The sequence below is a fragment of the Olivibacter sp. CPCC 100613 genome, assembly GCF_036959255.1.
GTDB lineage: Bacteria > Bacteroidota > Bacteroidia > Sphingobacteriales > Sphingobacteriaceae > Olivibacter.
The window spans coordinates 986,032-1,004,256 of the sequence record NZ_JAWMTI010000001.1; the positions used below are offsets into that span (position 1 = coordinate 986,032).

Annotated in this window: 15 protein-coding genes; 9 read left to right on the forward strand and 6 right to left on the reverse strand. The window is 39.7% G+C overall.

Annotation, left to right across the window (positions count from 1 at the left end; translation table 11 throughout):
* The first annotated feature begins 2 nt into the window (after window positions 1–2).
* From RYH73_RS03845 to RYH73_RS03855, 3 genes are read left to right on the forward strand one after another with little or no spacing between them, the layout of a single operon-like run.
* Window positions 3–1,229: an FtsX-like permease family protein gene (locus RYH73_RS03845; protein ID WP_335311944.1), complete on the forward strand. Its 1,227-nt coding sequence runs from the start codon at window positions 3–5 to the stop codon at window positions 1,227–1,229.
* 31 nt (window positions 1,230–1,260) lie between these two features.
* Window positions 1,261–4,599 (forward strand): transcription-repair coupling factor, encoded by a 3,339-nt coding sequence (gene mfd / locus RYH73_RS03850; RefSeq protein ID WP_335311945.1) that lies wholly within the window; start codon window positions 1,261–1,263, stop codon window positions 4,597–4,599.
* Between the two features lie 4 nt (window positions 4,600–4,603).
* Window positions 4,604–4,834 carry a DUF3820 family protein gene (locus RYH73_RS03855; protein WP_335311946.1) on the forward strand — a complete coding sequence of 77 codons (231 nt, stop codon included), beginning with the start codon at window positions 4,604–4,606 and terminating at the stop codon, window positions 4,832–4,834.
* Between the two features lie 27 nt (window positions 4,835–4,861).
* On the opposite strand, the gene RYH73_RS03860 is transcribed toward RYH73_RS03855, so the two are convergent.
* Genes RYH73_RS03860 through galK form a run of 4 tightly spaced genes read right to left on the reverse strand, consistent with a single transcriptional unit; the run spans window position 4,862 to window position 9,521 of the window.
* Window positions 4,862–5,536, reverse strand: coding sequence for a DUF2461 domain-containing protein (locus RYH73_RS03860; protein ID WP_335311947.1), 675 nt, complete (start codon window positions 5,534–5,536; stop codon window positions 4,862–4,864).
* 51 nt (window positions 5,537–5,587) lie between these two features.
* On the reverse strand, window positions 5,588–7,258 hold the full coding sequence (locus RYH73_RS03865; protein WP_335311948.1) for a sodium/sugar symporter: 1,671 nt from the start codon (window positions 7,256–7,258) through the stop codon (window positions 5,588–5,590).
* Window positions 7,259–7,279: 21 nt separating this feature from the next.
* Window positions 7,280–8,350, reverse strand: a complete 1,071-nt coding sequence (locus RYH73_RS03870) for an aldose epimerase family protein (protein WP_335311949.1) — start codon at window positions 8,348–8,350, stop codon at window positions 7,280–7,282.
* Window positions 8,337–9,521, reverse strand: a complete 1,185-nt coding sequence (gene galK, locus RYH73_RS03875) for a galactokinase (RefSeq protein WP_335311951.1) — start codon at window positions 9,519–9,521, stop codon at window positions 8,337–8,339. Before galK ends, RYH73_RS03870 begins: the two co-directional genes overlap by 14 nt.
* A gap of 272 nt (window positions 9,522–9,793) precedes the next feature.
* Between galK and RYH73_RS03880 the strand changes: the two genes are divergently transcribed.
* The 4 genes from RYH73_RS03880 (at window position 9,794) to RYH73_RS03895 (ending at window position 14,330) form a co-directional block, all read left to right on the forward strand.
* Entirely contained in the window at window positions 9,794–10,153 is a 360-nt protein-coding gene (locus RYH73_RS03880) for a PadR family transcriptional regulator (protein WP_335311952.1), read from the forward strand.
* A gap of 13 nt (window positions 10,154–10,166) precedes the next feature.
* Window positions 10,167–11,825, forward strand: coding sequence for a PspC domain-containing protein (locus tag RYH73_RS03885; protein ID WP_335311953.1), 1,659 nt, complete (start codon window positions 10,167–10,169; stop codon window positions 11,823–11,825).
* 84 nt (window positions 11,826–11,909) lie between these two features.
* Window positions 11,910–13,223 carry a UDP-N-acetylmuramoyl-tripeptide--D-alanyl-D-alanine ligase gene (locus tag RYH73_RS03890; protein ID WP_335311954.1) on the forward strand — a complete coding sequence of 438 codons (1,314 nt, stop codon included), beginning with the start codon at window positions 11,910–11,912 and terminating at the stop codon, window positions 13,221–13,223.
* A gap of 15 nt (window positions 13,224–13,238) precedes the next feature.
* A complete protein-coding gene (locus RYH73_RS03895) occupies window positions 13,239–14,330 on the forward strand; it encodes a DUF4407 domain-containing protein (protein WP_335311955.1) in 1,092 nt (363 codons plus the stop codon).
* Between the two features lie 50 nt (window positions 14,331–14,380).
* Here the strand turns inward: RYH73_RS03895 and pyk are convergent, their stop codons facing one another.
* Both pyk and RYH73_RS03905 read right to left on the reverse strand, forming a co-directional pair.
* Window positions 14,381–15,811: a pyruvate kinase gene (gene pyk, locus RYH73_RS03900; RefSeq protein WP_335311956.1), complete on the reverse strand. Its 1,431-nt coding sequence runs from the start codon at window positions 15,809–15,811 to the stop codon at window positions 14,381–14,383.
* Between the two features lie 190 nt (window positions 15,812–16,001).
* On the reverse strand, window positions 16,002–16,421 hold the full coding sequence (locus RYH73_RS03905; RefSeq protein ID WP_335311957.1) for an IPExxxVDY family protein: 420 nt from the start codon (window positions 16,419–16,421) through the stop codon (window positions 16,002–16,004).
* 270 nt (window positions 16,422–16,691) lie between these two features.
* On the opposite strand from RYH73_RS03905, the gene RYH73_RS03910 reads away from it, so the two are divergent.
* Both RYH73_RS03910 and fabF read left to right on the forward strand, forming a co-directional pair.
* A complete protein-coding gene (locus RYH73_RS03910; RefSeq protein WP_013664647.1) occupies window positions 16,692–16,928 on the forward strand; it encodes an acyl carrier protein in 237 nt (78 codons plus the stop codon).
* A 24-nt stretch (window positions 16,929–16,952) separates the two neighbouring features.
* Window positions 16,953–18,206 carry a beta-ketoacyl-ACP synthase II gene (fabF, locus tag RYH73_RS03915; RefSeq protein ID WP_335311958.1) on the forward strand — a complete coding sequence of 418 codons (1,254 nt, stop codon included), beginning with the start codon at window positions 16,953–16,955 and terminating at the stop codon, window positions 18,204–18,206.
* Window positions 18,207–18,225: the final 19 nt, after the last annotated feature.

An 18,225-nucleotide genomic window follows, 5' to 3' on the forward strand; every position in this document is an offset into this window, starting at 1 on the left:
TTATGAATACTGCCATCTTTATTGCAAAGCGGTACCTTTTCTCCAAAAAATCTGTTAATGCCATTAACGTTATTTCGGCCATCAGCATGATCGGTGTGCTTGTGGCAAGTGGCGCATTGATTGTTATCTTATCTGTTTATAACGGTCTGGAAGGGCTGGTATTGAGTATGTACAGCTCGTTTTCCTCTGAGCTACGGATCGAGCCTGCTTCTGGTAAGGTATTTAAAGAGGACACGGTTATTTTTCGGCAGCTTAAGGAAGATCCGCGGATTTTAAGCTATAATCATGTATTACAGGAAAAGGTACTTTTAAGATATAAGGATTATCAATACATAGCAACGATGAAGGGAGTTGATGTGTCTTATGGTCTAAATCGGCCGGCAGCCGGTTTATTGTGGGATGGAGAATTTATATTGAACGAAAACGGAATAAACTATGCCATATTGGGAGCAGGCGTTTTCACTAATTTAGGCGTGAGCTTGAATAGTATTTTGGCGGAGATTGAAATTTTTTCACCAAAAAAAGGTGTTAAATCGGCGCTTAATCCAGCTGATGAATTCAATGTCAGGAATATTGCACCGGCAGGTGTTTTCAAGGCGCAACAGGAATTAGATGATCTCATCATTGTTCCGATTGATTTTGCTCGCGATGTACTCGGAGAATACGATGAAGTTTCGGCGATCGAAATTAATCTTAAAGAGAATGCAAAATTGACACGCTTTCAGACGGATATCCAAAAAGTTCTAGGTAAAAAATACAATGTAAAGAACCGAGTAGAGCAAAATCCCGGCCTTTACAAGTTATTAAATAGCGAGAAGTGGATGGTTTTTTTCATTCTCGCCTTTGTGCTGGTAATTGCGGCCTTTAATATTGTTGGATCCCTAACCATGCTGGTAATCGACAAGCAAAAGGACGTGGCCGTGCTAAATAGTTTAGGAGCATCGAACGGATTGGTAAAACGTATTTTCTTTTTAGAAGGAATTTTTATTTCGATGATTGGCTGTTTAGGAGGCTTAACTTTGGGTGCGATTTTCTGTATAATTCAAGAAAAATTTGGATTAGTACGTATGGGAACCACAACGATTGTATCTGATGTTTATCCAGTATCGATGCGATGGTCTGATTTTTTACTGGTATTTCTAACCGTGTTGCTCGTTTCCGGGGCGGCGTCGGCCATTTCCTCGCGGTTAAGTGTTAAAAATATGGAACAATTAAAAGCTTCGGAATAACTTCGAGCGGCTTTATTCTTAATTTAGTACAGTGACAATAACAGATATTTTACAACTATACAAAGAGCATAAGGGAGTTTTATCGCTTACAAGGGCAATTCAAGGATCTAAGCCTAGAATTCAGTTGAAAGGACTTATCGGATCGGCCGATGCTTTAGTCGCTGTTTCAAGCTACCAACTGCAGGAGCGACCTTTTATTTTTGTGTTACCTGATTATGAAGAAGCAGCGTTCTTTTTAAGCGATTTAGAAGGAATTTTGGATAAGCAAGTTCTTTTTTTTCCATCTTCTTATCGGAAGCCCTTCGATTTTACGCAAGCAGATAGCGCACATGTGCTGCAACGAGCAGAAACCTTAAGTACGTTAAATCATGCTTCGGAATTACCGAAAATGGTTGTTACCTATCCGGAGGCATTGGCCGAAAAAGTGATCAATCGAAGCGAACTGAGCAAAAATACACTTGAAATAGCCATTAATGCAAAACTAGATATCGACTTTATCAATGAGTTTTTAATAGAGTACGACTTTGAGCGGGTGGATTTCGTTTATGAACCTGGCCAATTTGCTGTTAGAGGGGGGATCGTTGATATCTTTTCTTTTTCCAATGATTTACCTTATCGCATAGAATTTTTTGGCAACCTCGTCGAGAGTATACGTACTTTTGACACCGAGAATCAACTTTCTGTCAATAAAATACACACAGTAACCATCGTTCCGAACGTACAGGCCAAATTTCTAACAGAAAACAATATTTCGTTATTGGAGTATATAGAGAGCGATGCGGCCATATGGATTAAGGACGTTCAATTTACACTCGATATCGTACAGGCTGGATACAAGAATGCAAGTAAGTTATGGGCTGCATTATCTGTTCAGGACAAAGAGCATAACCCGGATTGGATTGATCCGAAGTTTAGCTTTACCGATGAAAAGATGCTTGCGAACCTACTGCAGGATTTTCCCATCATTGAGTTCGGGAAGCAATTTTTTTATGGCGCCGACCATCAAATTCAATTTAATCAACGGCCTCAACCATCCTTCAACAAGGATTTCGGTTTACTTATCCATAATATAAAGGAGAATGAAGGGAAAAAAATCGTTAATGGTATTTTTAGTGACTCCCCGAAACAGATCGAAAGACTTTTTGCTATTTTAGATGATTTAGATAAGACGGTTAAATTTATACCTATTAGTATAGCCTTACGTGAAGGGTTTAGTGATGAGGAATTGAAACTAGCCTGTTATACGGATCATCAAATTTTTGATCGCTACTATAAATATAAGCATAAAAAGGGTTATGCGCGATCCCAGGCAATTACGTTGAAGGAGCTGCGCGATCTTAAGCCTGGAGATTATATTACCCATATTGATCATGGTATTGGTAAATATGCAGGCCTGGAGAAGATAGAAGTTAATGGCAAAACGCAGGAAATGATTCGCTTGGTTTATGCCGATAATGATTTACTATATGTAAATATCAACTCATTAAATCGAATAAGTAAGTACTCGGGCAAAGAGGGGACGCTTCCTAAAATGAATAAATTAGGGACAGATACTTGGGATAAGCTTAAAAGGACCACCAAAAAAAAAGTTAAGGATATTGCCCGCGATCTGATTAAGCTGTATGCTCAACGTAAGGCGCAAACCGGAAATGCTTTCAGTTTGGATACTTATTTACAAACAGAGTTAGAGGCCTCGTTCATTTATGAAGACACGCCTGATCAAGAAAAGGCAACCAATGATGTCAAAAAGGATATGGAAGCACCACACCCAATGGATCGGTTGGTATGCGGAGATGTTGGCTTTGGAAAGACAGAGGTGGCCGTTCGTGCCGCATTCAAAGCGGTAGCGGATAGTAAGCAAGTGGCTGTACTGGTTCCTACCACAATTTTGGCCTTACAACATCACCGAACATTTTCTGAGCGCTTGAAGGGCTTCCCTTGCACTATTGATTATATTAATCGATTCAAGACAAGCAAAGAGATTAAAGATACCTTGACAAGGCTATCTGAAGGTGAGGTTGACATTGTTATCGGAACACATCGGTTAGTCAGTAAAGATGTAAAATTCAAGGATCTCGGGTTATTAATTATTGATGAGGAGCAGAAATTTGGTGTAGGTGTTAAGGAAAAGCTCAAGCAGTTACGTGTTAATGTAGATACATTGACCCTTACTGCCACTCCGATTCCCCGAACCCTTCATTTTTCATTGATGGGAGCGAGGGATTTAAGCATTATAAGCACACCTCCTCCAAATCGTCAGCCTGTACAAACGGAATTGCATGTATTTAATGAGAAACTAATACAAGAGGCTGTAACGTATGAAATTAATCGAGGCGGACAAGTATTTTTTATCCATAATCGTGTGCAAGACTTACGGCAATTAGGGGGCATGATAACCAAGCTAGTGCCCCATGCTAGATGTGGTGTTGCCCATGGACAACTGGAAGGAGATGCACTGGAGGACGTGATGCTTAAATTTATTAATCATGAATTTGATGTGCTTGTGGCTACAACAATTATCGAGGCGGGCTTGGACATTCCGAATGCGAACACGATTGTTATTAATCATGCGCACATGTTCGGGTTAAGTGATTTACATCAAATGCGTGGAAGAGTAGGTCGATCTAATAAAAAAGCCTTTTGTTATTTACTATCACCCCCCCTCTCAACACTTACACCCGAAGCTCGTAAACGTCTTAGTGCCATTGAAGAATTCAGTGAATTAGGGAGTGGGTTCAATGTTGCGATGAGAGATTTGGATATTCGGGGAAGTGGAAATTTGTTAGGTGCTGAACAAAGTGGATTTATCGCAGAAATAGGTTTTGAAATGTATCATAAGATTTTAGACGAAGCGATCCAAGAGTTAAAGGACGACGAGTTTGAAGGACTATTTAAAGAGGAAAAATCGCGACAATATGTGAATTTTACCCAAATAGACACAGATTTAGAAGTATATATTCCAGATTCTTACGTCACTAATGTTGGTGAACGTTATAATCTATACAATCAAATGGCTTCATTGAAGACCGAAGAAGAAATTGTGTCTTTCGAGCAGGACTTGGCTGATCGTTTTGGCCCGGTATCACAACCTGTAAAAGAATTATTAAATACACTTCGTTTACAATGGCTTGGTAAGGAAATAGGCTTCGAGAAGATATCCTATAAGAAGAATGTGTTGCGCGGCTATTTTATAAGTAATAAAAAATCGCCCTATTTTGAGAGCGAACGATTTGGAAAAGTTTTGCAGTTTGTTCAACAGAATCCATCGGTCTGCAATTTAAAAGAGGTGAAAGGAAGTCTACGGATTGGATTTGATCGAATTCAAAGTGTGGATGAAGCACTTATGCTTCTTCAAGAATTAGCTAGTTAGTGATATGGAGCCTGATAAGGAAATATTAAAAGCGCTTGTTGTTTACAAAATGCCTTATGGAAAATATAAGGATTGGCCTATATCCCGTTTGCCCGAGCGTTACTTGATTTGGTTCCATAACCAAGGTTTTCCTAAGGGGAAATTGGGAACCTTACTCGCCACCATGTATGAAATCAAATTAAATGGGTTAGAGCATTTGTTAACCCCACTTGAAAACAAAAGATTCCACGAATAAAAGCTGCTTGCTACGTAGTCGTTAGTTTTACTCTTCATCTAAGGCTTGATGAAGGAACAGTTTGAAATCGTACATAGCTTCTGCAAACGCCAATAAATGATGAATACCTTGCCCATTATCATTTGAGAGCTCAGTATTGCTTAAGGCTTTACTAGCCGTAAAACTTTTTAGCTTAAGAAACTCAATATCCGGATGCTCCGGATCATACCCCGCCGGTGCCTTTTTAAGTTTGTCGTCGTTATTTAGCGTGCAGAACTTGGTGAAGCTAGTTGCAGTGATAATTTGTTTAAACTGATTGCCATTATAATCAATTTCTTGCCTAATAGCTGCTAGATGTTCCTTTTCAGGGCGCCAATAACCCCCTGCAATAAATGAATTTTCCGGCTCTATATGTAAATAGTATTCGGGACCATTAAGTTTCCTCCCTGCGACGGATATACCGGCGCCAAACCAATTTTTATAGGGGGTTTTGTCTTTACTAAAACGGGTATCTCTGTATATTCGAAAGAGACATTTTGAAACAGGAATATCTTCACTGATATAACGATCTATTTTAGACAAAGCGACGATAAATTCACCAACAAAATCCTTGACATTTTGATGTGCGAGATCATAGTCGGCTCGGTGTTCTTGAAACCATTCTCTATTGTTATTTTCTTTTAATTCCTTTAAAAAGGTGAATGTGGATGGGAAAATATGCATCGTTAAAAAAAGCTTTTGCTACGGGATTTGTCCCGTAGCAAAGATAATCAATTACCAAAACAATAAATATAGAGCAGCGACAACACCTGTCACTAACAGGGAGCCGATCGCAAAACCGGGATGTACACGGAACATCTTCGTATCTACTTCTAAGCCTTTTGGTTTCACTCCACGGTTGTTTTCTATGATGCTTATGACTAACATGGCCATAATACAGATGATGAAAACGAAGCCCATGCGATCAAGGAAAGGTATTTCGTAAATTCCCTCGGCATTTTTGACAGAAAAGCCAGTAGAAGCCAAGAAGGATAAGTCCATTATATTTGGCAAGAATTTAAAAATCACGGAGAGGATAAAACCTCCTACTGTTGCAAACATGGCAGCAGATGATGTTGCTTTTTTCCAGAAGAAACCTAAAATAAACATGGCGAAAATTCCGGGAGATACAAAGCCTGTATATTCCTGAATGTATTGAAAACCACCTTTTTTATCTATTCCAAGATAAGGAGAAATTACAATGGCCAACAGCATGGAAACGATAATGGTGGTCTTTCCTACGTTGACTAATTTTTTCTCCGAGGCCTCTTTGTTAAAAATTTTCTTATAAACATCGAGTGAAAAGATGGTAGCAATACTATTGGCTTTTCCAGCTAATGAAGCCACTACCGCAGCTGTCAAGGCCGCGAAAGACAACCCTTTTAACCCGGTTGGTAAAAGATTAAGCAGTACGGGATAGGCGTGATCAGGATTTACACTTCCATCTTGAAGCATTTCTTGCTGAAAATAACCTTCCTTGTATAGGATATAAGCTGCAATCCCCGGAAGCACAACAATTACAGGCATTAGAAGCTTTAACCCTGCAGCAAATAACAGCCCTCCTCGTGCGGTCTTTAAATCGGCACCCAAGGCGCGTTGTGTAATGTATTGATTACATCCCCAATAATTCAAATTGACAATCCATAAACCGCCAATTAGTACCGACAACCCCGGTAAATCGAGGTAATTCTCATTATCTTTTCCGAAAATCATCTGGAAATGGTCGGGCGCTTTTTCGTACATGAGCCCCAATCCACTTAATGCGCCATGTAGACCAAAATGATCTGCTACTAAATTTAGCGCTATGTAGGTTGTTGCCAAGCCACCAAGGATGAGAAAGAATACTTGGATTACATCCGTAAACCCAATAACTTTCATACCGCCAAGTGTAATTATAATAGCAAAAATAGCAAGAGCAAAAATACAAACGGTGAAATTGATACCTGATATACTGGATACGGCTAGCGCACCTAAGTACAGAATTGATGTAAGGTTAACAATAACATAAAGTAATAACCAAAATATGGCCATTACAATACTTACCGTGCTATTATAACGTTGATTTAAGAATTGGGGCATGGTGTATATCTTATTTTTAAGATATACGGGAATAAAGAAGATACCGACTATGATGAGTGTTATAGCGGCCATCCATTCGTAAGCAGCGATGGCTAATCCCATTTTAAAGCCCGAGCCGCTCATCCCGATGAATTGTTCGGCAGAAATATTGGACGCAATTAATGATGCTCCGATTGCCCACCAGGTTAAGGAGCCTTCTGCAAGAAAATAATCTTTCGAGTCGGCGGTGAGTGATTTCTTTTTTTGATATACCCAGTAGCCGTACAGTGCTACAATCAAAAAGTAGAATAGAAAAACAAAGTAATCAGTAGTGTGTAAGGTTTTCATTGGCCTTTTATTATGGTGATTTTATTTTTGCACGTGAAATCGATAAATTGTTTGGGACTGAAACGATTGTCCCGCACGTAAGATCGGTGATGGAAAGTGTGCTTGATTAGGAGCATCAGGAAAGTGTTGTGTCTCGAAGCAAAAAGCGTGTTGCTTCGCGTAGGAATTTCCTGATTTTCCTTTATCTTTTCCTGTTAGGGCATTTCCGGTATAAAATTGTATACCGGGTTCTGTCGTAAGCACTTCAAGTTTAATCCCACTTTGGGTTGAATAGGCAGAAGCAGCAACATACTTTTTGTCTGTATTGTTGCGGTGTAAAACAAAGGTGTGGTCGTATCCCCCGCCCCTTTTGAGTTGTTCATCATCGTTTAATATAGAGGAAGAGATAGGCCGTGGTTTACGAAAATCAAAGGGGGAATCATTAACCGACCGAAGTTCTCCCAATGGAATTTGAACGTCATTGATGGGGAGAAATTGATCCGCTGCAATTTCAACCACATGATCTAAAATGGACCCGGAGCCCTCCCCATTCAGATTAAAGTAAGCATGATTTGTAAGATTTATAATCGTATCTTGATCGCTGGTTGCTCGATAACTTAGTTGGAGCTCGTTGTCATCTGTTAGTAAATAATCTACCGAAACAGTTAATTTACCGGGAAAGCCCTCTTCTCCATCAGCAGAAGTATAATAGAAGGTTACCTGATTGGGATTGTTAAGTCTTCGGTCCCAAATCTTCGTGTGAAAACCATTTCTTCCACCGTGTAAGGCATTCGAACCATTGTTCGGTTCAACTTTGTAAGTCACACCCTTCAGTTCAAAGGTGCCTTTGTTTATCCGGTTGGCGTACCGTCCAATGGTCGCTCCATGATATGATTCATCGGCTTGCAGGTAATTGGTAATACTACTGAAACCTAAAACAACATCGATCAGATTTCCTTTTTTGTCCGGAACGATGAGGCTCACTATTCTTGCTCCATAGTTTGTTAGGGCTACCTGCATCCCCCGGTTGTTTTTTAATATGACTAACGCACTGCTCTTTCCACCTCCTTTAGTTTTGAAATCTTTCAGTAAGGGAAGCTTATATCTGGCCATACGATGCTTGAGTTAAATTAACAACACCTGTTCCGGAATTTATTTCAGCAATATAATACGGAATATCTATCCCTGTCTGTTCTTTATATGCGGCAGCAACTTCCCGAGCCACTTCTTCCGCTTTGCTTGCCTTGACAAGATTAATAGTGCAACCGCCAAAGCCCCCTCCCATCATACGAGCTCCTAAAACATGTTGGTTGCCCTTTACCAGTTGTACCAAAAGATCTAGTTCCTTACAACTTACTTCATACTGGTTTTCCAGGCCTTCATGCGTTTCGAACATGCGTTTTCCAAAAGCAATGAAATCGTCTTTTTTTAGATCCTCACAAGCAAGCTGTAACCGTTCAATTTCTGCGACTACATAACTACATCTTTTATATACGATCTCGTTAACCGGTTTTACATATTTTAAAAGTAATTCTTCCGAAGCATGCCTTAAACTGGTAACAGCGGGGTCATATTGATTAATCAATCGGACACCTTCCTCACATTGCTCCCGACGTTCGTTATAAGCAGAGGAAGCTAAAGAGTGTTTCACCTGCGTATCGAGTAATAATATTTTAATATCATTTGTGTTAAAAGGTATATACTCGTAGGAGTAATCCGCGCAGTCTAGTTTTACGAGGTGTTGTTCTTTTCCGAAGACGCTTGCAAATTGATCCATTAATCCACAATTCACCCCAACAAATTGATTTTCCGCAGCTTGGGATAAAAGAGCGATATCCAGCTTACTTAAATTCAACTGAAATAGGGTACTCAGTGCAAATGCTGTGGCACACTCCAATGCTGCAGAGGATGATAAACCTGCTCCTTGAGGGATGTCTCCGGTAAATGCAATATCAAAACCTTCATCGATGGTATAGTTATTTAACTGCAATTGTTCAATAACGCCTAGAATATAATCCGGCCATAGTTTATCGGTTTTTTTTATGGCGCTAATTGTCGTTTCAAAGGAGTCAGAGAGATCTATGGCGTAAAGGCGAATTTTGTCTGTTTTGTTTTTTGCAATCGCTAAGTACACATTTTTGTTAATTGCTGCCGGGAGAACAAGTCCTTCATTATAATCCGTATGTTCTCCGATAAGATTAACTCTTCCAGGTGAGCGGACAATTAATGGGTCTTGACTAAAATTTTCAATAAATAGTTTCTTTAGGTTAGCCGCTTTAATCATGCTTTTGTTTATAAGGATTTAATTTCCAAATGTATTGGATGAAATATTAAAAAGCAAATGGATTGTGTGAAAAATACACTATTTGCTGATTATTCAAATAGCTTTAATAAGCAGGCTTCATAGGGCGTTTTACGAATAATCATTTATAAAGATGATGTTTATTGGTTGTGTTAAATTTTTTATGACTGATTATCAGTTGTTTATGAGTTATTATGTTTTTAACAAGCTACTATGTATTGCATAATACCTAATAAAACATATATCTTTGTTATATGATAGTAGAAAATACACAAACCCAAATGAGGAAAGGAATACTGGAATACTGTATTCTGTCAATTATTTCCCGGGGGGAAATATATGCCTCAGATATCATCAATGAGCTGAAGACGGCTCGCCTACTGGTGGTAGAGGGTACACTATATCCTCTGTTGACCAGGTTGAAAAATAATGAATTACTGAGTTATATCTGGAAAGAGTCAAACTCAGGCCCTCCAAGAAAATATTATCAAATAACGGCAGCAGGGCAAGAAGTGCTCAAGGCCCTAGATGAAACCTGGAATGAGCTCGTGTTTGCGGTAAAAACATCCACCGAATCAAGCAACACCGAAGCGAACAAAGATGTCAACCTTTAATAAATGATTAGCCATGAATAAAACAATAATAATAAATATAAACGGCATTGTTTTTCATATTGAAGAAGATGCTTATGATGCTTTGCGTTCATACATGATCGATGTAAAAAAGCATTTTGCCTATACTGAAGATAGCAAGGAGATTGTCGGTGATATTGAGAACAGAATTGCGGAAATGTTCAGTGAGCGGATTGTCCCTGGAAAGAAAGAAGTTATTACCACACAAGATGTCGAAGAGGTTTGTGCTCAGATGGGAAAGGTGAGTGACTTTGAGAGTGACAATACGGGTGATCCTTATGATTATGCACAACAATCCTATTACCGTTCGAATTATTCCGGTACACGTAAGTTATTTAGGGATCCCGATGATAAAGTGTTTGGCGGCGTATGTTCCGGTTTGGGCCATTATCTGGATATAGAAACTCTTTGGGTTCGATTGGCAATGGTGCTTCTGTTTGTTTTTGCCGGAACCGGTTTTCTTTTATACATTATACTTTGGATCGTTGTGCCTCTAGCAAAAACCCGAGCAGATCGGATGGCTATGCGTGGAGAAGCACCTAATTTGCAAAATTTTAAAAAGAATTTTGAAGAGGAAATGGAGGGCCTGCGTGGAAATTTTACTATGGCCGGGGAAAGAATCAAACCCGGCCTAAATAGCGCTGCAAATTCCTTGGAGGGCGCTGCAAATTTTATTGCTAAAGCATTCATTGTGCTCCTAAAAGTTATCGGCGCGTTGATTATTTTCGGGTTAAGTGCGGGCATTATTGGCCTGCTTGTTTGCCTGATTCTGGCGATACCGGATTGGACAGGAGAAGGCTTCGGTGGATTGTACGATCCGGATTTTCCATTATATCTCGTTCCTGAAACCTATAAAGGTGTCGTCATTGTTGCCGCCTTCTTCAGTTTGGCAATTCCGTTATTGGCACTCATAATACTAGCGATCCGTATCGTCTTTAACAGACGTATAGCAGGGAGCTATGTCGGTTTTGGCCTTTTGGTGCTCTGGCTAGTCGCGGCGGGGACGCTTACTTATTATACAATTCAAACGGCTCAGGACTTTAGAGAAGACGCATCCATTGTTCAAGAACGGCTGTTAGCACCGTTTCCAGCTTATTATGTGGATATAAACGATGTTAATGTAATAAAAAAGGTTGATTCCAATGGTAATCGATTGGATTCTCTGGGTACTATTATAAAGTCTAATCGGAAAAGGGGCAAATTTAGAAATATGAATGGAGTGGACATTAGCATTATAAGGGCGGAGAGTAATAGTCCAGCGAAACTGGTACAGGAGTTTCACGCAAGGGGAAAGAACTTTGATTTAGCGGCTAAAAGAGCAGAAGGAATTATCTATAATGTGAATCAGCAGGAACAGCATATTGTGTTCGATAACAACTCAACTTTGCCACAGGGAGAACTCATGCGTGACCAGCGCGTCAGTATTAAAATGCTACTACCGATCGGGGCTAAACTTTTTTTAAGCGACGAAGCAGATAATCATATAAGAAATTTACCTGTTTGGCAATGTCGTGAAAATTTTTCGGAAGAAAATAGGGCTTCTTACACGGAATGGATCATGACGGAAGAAGGATTAAAATGCATCGCGGAGATGAAAAAGGAAGAAGAGGAGCAGAAGCATCAAGCTGATTCTATCCATGTCAAAAAGGAATAGCATAGCACTTGAGCTAGAATACTTGATAGTGGGAGTCTATTCTCCGTACTATAAATTACGTAAATTAGTCGCAAAATCATTTTTATGGAGATTGCAACGCTTTATAAGCTTTTTCAGGAAAACCAAAATATATCGACAGACACAAGAAATATACTGCCTGGATGCCTTTTTTTTGCACTAAGGGGAGCTACATTTAATGGCAATCTATTTGCTGAAAAAGCATTGGAGTTAGGGGCGAGTTTCGCGGTTGTGGACGAGCCAATATCAGTAGAAAACAAACGCATTGTGCGCGTTTCAGATGTTCTGGAAACTCTTCAAGCTTTAGCGCGTTACCACCGTGATCAGCTAAAAATACCGATTGTTGGTGTTACGGGAACGAACGGAAAAACGACTACGAAAGAGCTCCTACAAGCAGTATTATCACAAAAATTTAACACCTATGCCACAAAGGGCAATTTGAATAACCATATAGGAGTGCCATTGAGTATTTTGGCAATCAAATCGAATACAGAGCTTGCCATTATAGAAATGGGTGCTAACCATATTGGGGAAATTGCTTTTTTATGCGGAATATCGAAGCCTGGATTAGGGCTTATTACAAATGTTGGCAAAGCCCATTTAGAGGGGTTCGGAAGCTTTGAGGGGGTGAAGAAGGCAAAAGGGGAATTATATGATTGGCTGGAAGGGCATGAAGGGGTTCTATTTTTGCAAGGCGACAATAGCCACTTATTGTCAATGGCAAACAATAGAAGTTTTAAGCAAATTTTAACCTATGGTTTGGACGAAGCAAATAATATCAGCGGTGAGCTACTTTCCATTAATCCTGTTTTGAAGCTATGTTGGCGTAGTGTCAAGGCATACGGTTGCGACAGCCAGCTTGTTTCTACAAATTTAACAGGCTCATACAACTTAGAAAATGTTTTAGCCGCTGTAGCTGTGGGTTTGTATTTTGGATTGAGGCCCGAGGAGATCAATCGAGGCATTGAAAGATATACGCCTACAAATAATCGTTCGCAAATAATGCGGACCAATAAAAATACAGTTATCTGCGACTACTATAATGCGAACGCAAGTAGTATGTGGGCAGCTTTGGATAACCTAGAAAGCCTTGAGGCAGACCAAAAGGTTTCTATTTTGGGCGATATGTATGAGTTGGGCAATGAGGCACCTGACGAGCATCGTCGTCTGATTGCGCGTGTTCATGCGATGCCGCTTTCTCGGAAAATTTTTATTGGGAAAAACTTTTTTGAACAAAGACAGGACACGGATAATGTAGAATACTATGAGTCGCTTGACGCCGCACAGAAAGCGCTTGAAAAAAAGCCGCTTGAAAACACCACGATTCTTTTGAAAGCCTCTCGAGGAATGGCCTTTGAGGGGTTGTTGCAATACCTGTAATAGTTAATGTGAGTTATGAGGAAGATTAATCGTTTTTTTTGGTTTTGTAGTGGAGCACACATACCAACTTTATTGAAGACTCCCTCAGAGCATAATAAATATGTCGGTATTGGTGCGACTATTTTTTTTACAGGTTTATTCGCCGCCATTGCCGGTAGTTACGCACTTTACTTTGTATTTAGCGGAAATGCCTATGCCCTGCTTGCGTCGATCTCTTTTGGTATCGTTTGGGGAATGGCTATTTTTAATATGGATCGGTACATTGTTGCGTCCATTGATAAAGCGGTTACGCCGTTTAAACAATTTTTACAGGCAGCCCCTCGCCTATTTCTGGCGATATTGGTAGGGGTTGTGATTTCAAGGCCTTTGGAGCTAAAGATTTTTGACAAAGAAATAACAGAGCAGCTTAAGGTAAATTACTTAAATGCGCAAAGGCAACGGATTGACAAATTAAATCGTTCCTTTGATGATAAATACACCAAGGATATCGACAAATTGAGAGAATTGAAGTCCGAACTCGAGGCTCTTATTCAATCGATGAAACGAGAACGGCAAAATTTAAATTTTGAAATTTTTGGAAGCAAAACAGCGGAGACCTCAGGTGTGATGGGGTATGGCCCTTACGCCAAAAGAAAAGAAGACGCATTAAAGGTGCAAGAAAAGAGGGAACAGGATTTACGCTTGCAAATTGGCGTTCTTGAACAGTTTATAAAAGATAGACGGCAGGCCGATGGTTTACTTAGTGAAAAAATAATGACATCCAATGAGTTAGGTCGTATTGTTCAATTTGCCGGTTTTGCTGATCGAAATGAGGCTCTTGGCCAATTAAAGTACGATGAAGAAGGAAAACTGAATGAAAGTAATTATTGGTCAATAACGTTCATTAGCTTATTGTTTATTTTCTTCGAATCTTTGCCTGTGCTGGTTAAATTGATGAGCGCCAAAGGACCATATGACGTATTGACCGGTAATGAAGAATTGCTGGTTATTTATAGGTCAGAGCAGGATAAAATGAAAGAAATAACAGTTTTGGATCAAGTTCAACCTGCTAGGGTTAGTGCAGATGTAAAAAAAATAAAAAGCCAGCTCGAGGGAATTTCCGTATAAGGCTCATTGGTAATACCTAACGAAAGCATTACCAATGAACATTAATGACCTTATCTGATTTCAGTAACCTTAATCATATTTGTTCTTCCTTTTTCGCTAATCGGAATCGATGCCGTGTTCACAATAAGATCACCGGAAGCGATCAACCCGGCCGCTTTAAGTTGGGAGTTCACATCGGCTATCGAAGAATCTGTACTTTCTTCCCCATCATAATAAAATCCTTTTACTCCCCAAAGCAAGCTAAGCGTGTTAAGCAGCGATTTGTTTCCGGTAAAAATATGAATATCTGAGTCCGGTCTGTGACTCGAGATCTCGAAGGCAGTATAACCGGAAGAGGTCATTGCCACAATCGCTTTTGCTTTTACCTGTTGAGCAAGGTACACCGACGATGCACAAATCGAATCGGGAATCGAGGTGGAAGGGTTATGGCCCGGTTTGCGAGAGGAAAAGTAAGGATATGCTGTACCTTCTACGTTTTTGATAATCTTCGTCATGGTTTCGATCACTATTTCAGGGAATTCTCCAACGGAGGTTTCGCCGCTCAGCATAACGGCATCAGCTCCATCTAAAACAGAGTTTGCTACATCATTAACTTCCGCTCGGGTTGGCCTCGGTGTTGTGATCATACTTTCCAGCATCTGGGTGGCAATAATCACGGGCTTCGAAGCATCGCGGCATTTCTGAACAATCATTTTTTGCAACAATGGCACTTGCTCCATTGGTATTTCAACCCCTAAGTCCCCTCTAGCAACCATAACGCCATCTGTAGCAGCGATAATGCTATCGATGTTCTCGATTGCTTCGGGTTTTTCAACTTTTGCGATAACGCGCGCTGTTTTACCTCGCTCGGCGATTATCTTTTTGCAGAGAAGAATGTCCTCTGCCGTACGAACGAAAGACATGCCAATCCATTCGATATCATAATTTAATACAAAATGAAGATTATCCAAGTCTTCTTCTGTTAAACTAGGAATAGAAACCTTTGTATTAGGAAGGTTGACCCCTTTTCTGGATGTGAGCACGCCTCCGTGCACCACCTCGCAAGTAACCGTGTCAATACCATTCGTTTTTAATACCCTTAACTGGATTTTTCCATCATCTAAAAGAATGATTTCCCCTTCAGTAACATCTTTTGGAAATTCCTGATAAGTAATGTAGATCTCGTCCTCATTTCCTATCATCTCTTTAGTCGTGATGCGAAGTTGTTTGCCATTGAGTAGGATGGCTCCCCCCTCTTTCATTTTTCCAATTCGTATTTTAGGGCCTTGTAAGTCGGCCAAGATTCCGATATTTAAATTATTTTCGGCATTAATCTCCTTTATCGTATTAATAACCTTCAGATGATCCTCTTGGCTACCATGCGAAAAATTTAGACGACAGACATCTACACCCTTTTCAATTAAGCTGCTTAATATTTCTTTTGGCGATGAAGCGGGGCCTAAAGTGGCCACAATTTTAGTTCTCTTATGAACTTTTTTCATTTTATTGCTAGTTTTTAATGGCTTTGAACAGACTGCAAATCCTTGGTTTACCGGAAATGTGGCTATTCTTTTATGGTTGTTAATTCTATTATTCTTCAATTATTATTTCCCGCTCAGGCAAAAAACGTACGATCTCTATTCACAATAGTGTAAAAATTACACAGGCAAAGGTAATAAAATCATTCTCAAGCTAAAATACTAAATTTTCTCTCGATTTCAACTTATGCGGATCTATTTCGGATGCTACGACTACTTCTTTTAAATTATTGAGTTGATCAACCTGCCATTCCAAAAGTTCTTCATCAATCGGATTTTTTATCAGTAAAAAGAAATCGGTTACTTTCATTTCGGGAATGAGTATTCCTCCTTCGATGCCTTTATTATTTAAGAGATAGTAAGCGATTTCGGTGTTGTTGTCTTCATAATAGTATCGTCCAAAATAAAAAACATGTCGGTTATCCTGCCAAATTTCGTGATCGTCTATTTTACGAAGGTCTAGCCCTGTAACTTTATTAATATAATAGCATAGTCGATAATCCTTTAAAGGGCAAGTTATGGCAATTAAATTGAAGTCGATATCCAGCTCGTATTTTAATGTCAGCTTATTCAATGTTTCTCCTACTTTACTGCAAACTTAGATAAATTGCCATTCTATTGCAATTGATAGCTTTAACACAAAACAAAAAATAGATTGTTATTAATGACACTTAGGACACTAAGTGTTTTAAAAGAAGTAATTTTCGTCTTAAGTTGCGCAAATTGCCTAGGGTAAAATGCCTTTGAGAATAAAGTAATTAGGCCTAAAACTTAAAAAGGTTTGATTTTTGCTGAATTTTATTTTTCTTTGCACTGATTTATTAAACATTAAACCATAAAAATCATGTCTGATATCGCTTCAAGAGTTAAAGCAATTATCGTTGAGAAATTAGGTGTTGACGAAAATGAAGTTACACCAGAGGCTTCATTCACCAATGATTTAGGTGCTGATTCATTAGACACCGTAGAGTTGATCATGGAGTTTGAAAAGGAATTCAACGTAGCTATCCCTGACGACCAAGCTGAAACCATCAGCACTGTTGGACAAGCTGTAGCTTACTTAGAAAAAAACGTTAACTAACTAAAAATTAGGCCAATCGAATAAATGGAGCTTAAAAGAGTAGTAGTAACAGGATTAGGTGCGCTTACTCCTATTGGTAATACTGTTTCTGAATATTGGAATGGTTTGATCAACGGGGTAAGCGGAGCTGCTCCTATTACGCATTTTGATGCAGAGAAATTCAAGACAAGATTTGCGTGTGAAGTAAAAGGATTCGACCCTACTCAATTCATGGATCGGAAGGAGGCTCGTAAGTTAGATCCATTTGTTCATTATGCGTTGGCCTCTACAGAAGAGGCTGTACGTGATGCCAAGTTAGAGTTTGACAAGTTAAATACAAATCGTATCGGTGTAATTTGGGGATCAGGAATCGGAGGCTTAAAAACCTTTTTAGACGAAGTAAGTAATTTCGCTAAAGGCGATGGAACACCTAGGTACAATCCCTTTTTTATACCCAAAATGATACTGGATATATGTCCTGGACATATATCTATGAAGTATGGACTACATGGGTTGAACTTTTCGACAGTGTCCGCTTGTGCTTCCTCCACACATGCATTGATCGATTCCCTCAATTACATTCGAACCGGATATGCTGATGTTATCATTAGTGGTGGGTCAGAAGCGATAATAAATGAAGCGGGGATTGGCGGCTTTAATGCTATGCATGCACTTTCAACACGTAATGATGATCCTGCTACGGCATCACGTCCTTTTGACAACGACAGAGATGGTTTTGTAGCCGGGGAGGGTTCAGGGACGATTATTCTGGAAAGTTTGGAGCATGCAAAAGCACGTGGAGCCAAAATCTATGCTGAATTAATTGGTGGAGGAATGAGCGCAGACGCACATCATATTACGGCTTCACATCCCGAAGGTCTTGGTGCACGTTTAGCAATGACGAACGCTATAAAGGACGCACATATTTCTAACGAACATATTGATTACATCAATGTACATGGCACCTCAACACCCGTAGGCGATATAAGTGAATCGAAGGCTATTCTCGATCATTTTGGAGCTCATGCCTATGAGCTTAACATTAGCTCAACTAAATCTATGACGGGCCACTTGTTGGGAGCGGCCGGGGCAGTGGAATCTATTGCTTCCATTTTGGCCATTCGAAATGGTATTATACCGCCGACGATTAACCACTTTACCGATGACCCGAACTTGGATAGTCGACTTAACTTTACATTTAACAAACTGCAAAGTCGTACAGTCAACTATGCTTTGAGTAATACTTTTGGTTTTGGTGGACATAACGCTTCCGTAATTTTCAAAAAGTACGACGAATAATGCGTTTCAACCTTGAGAA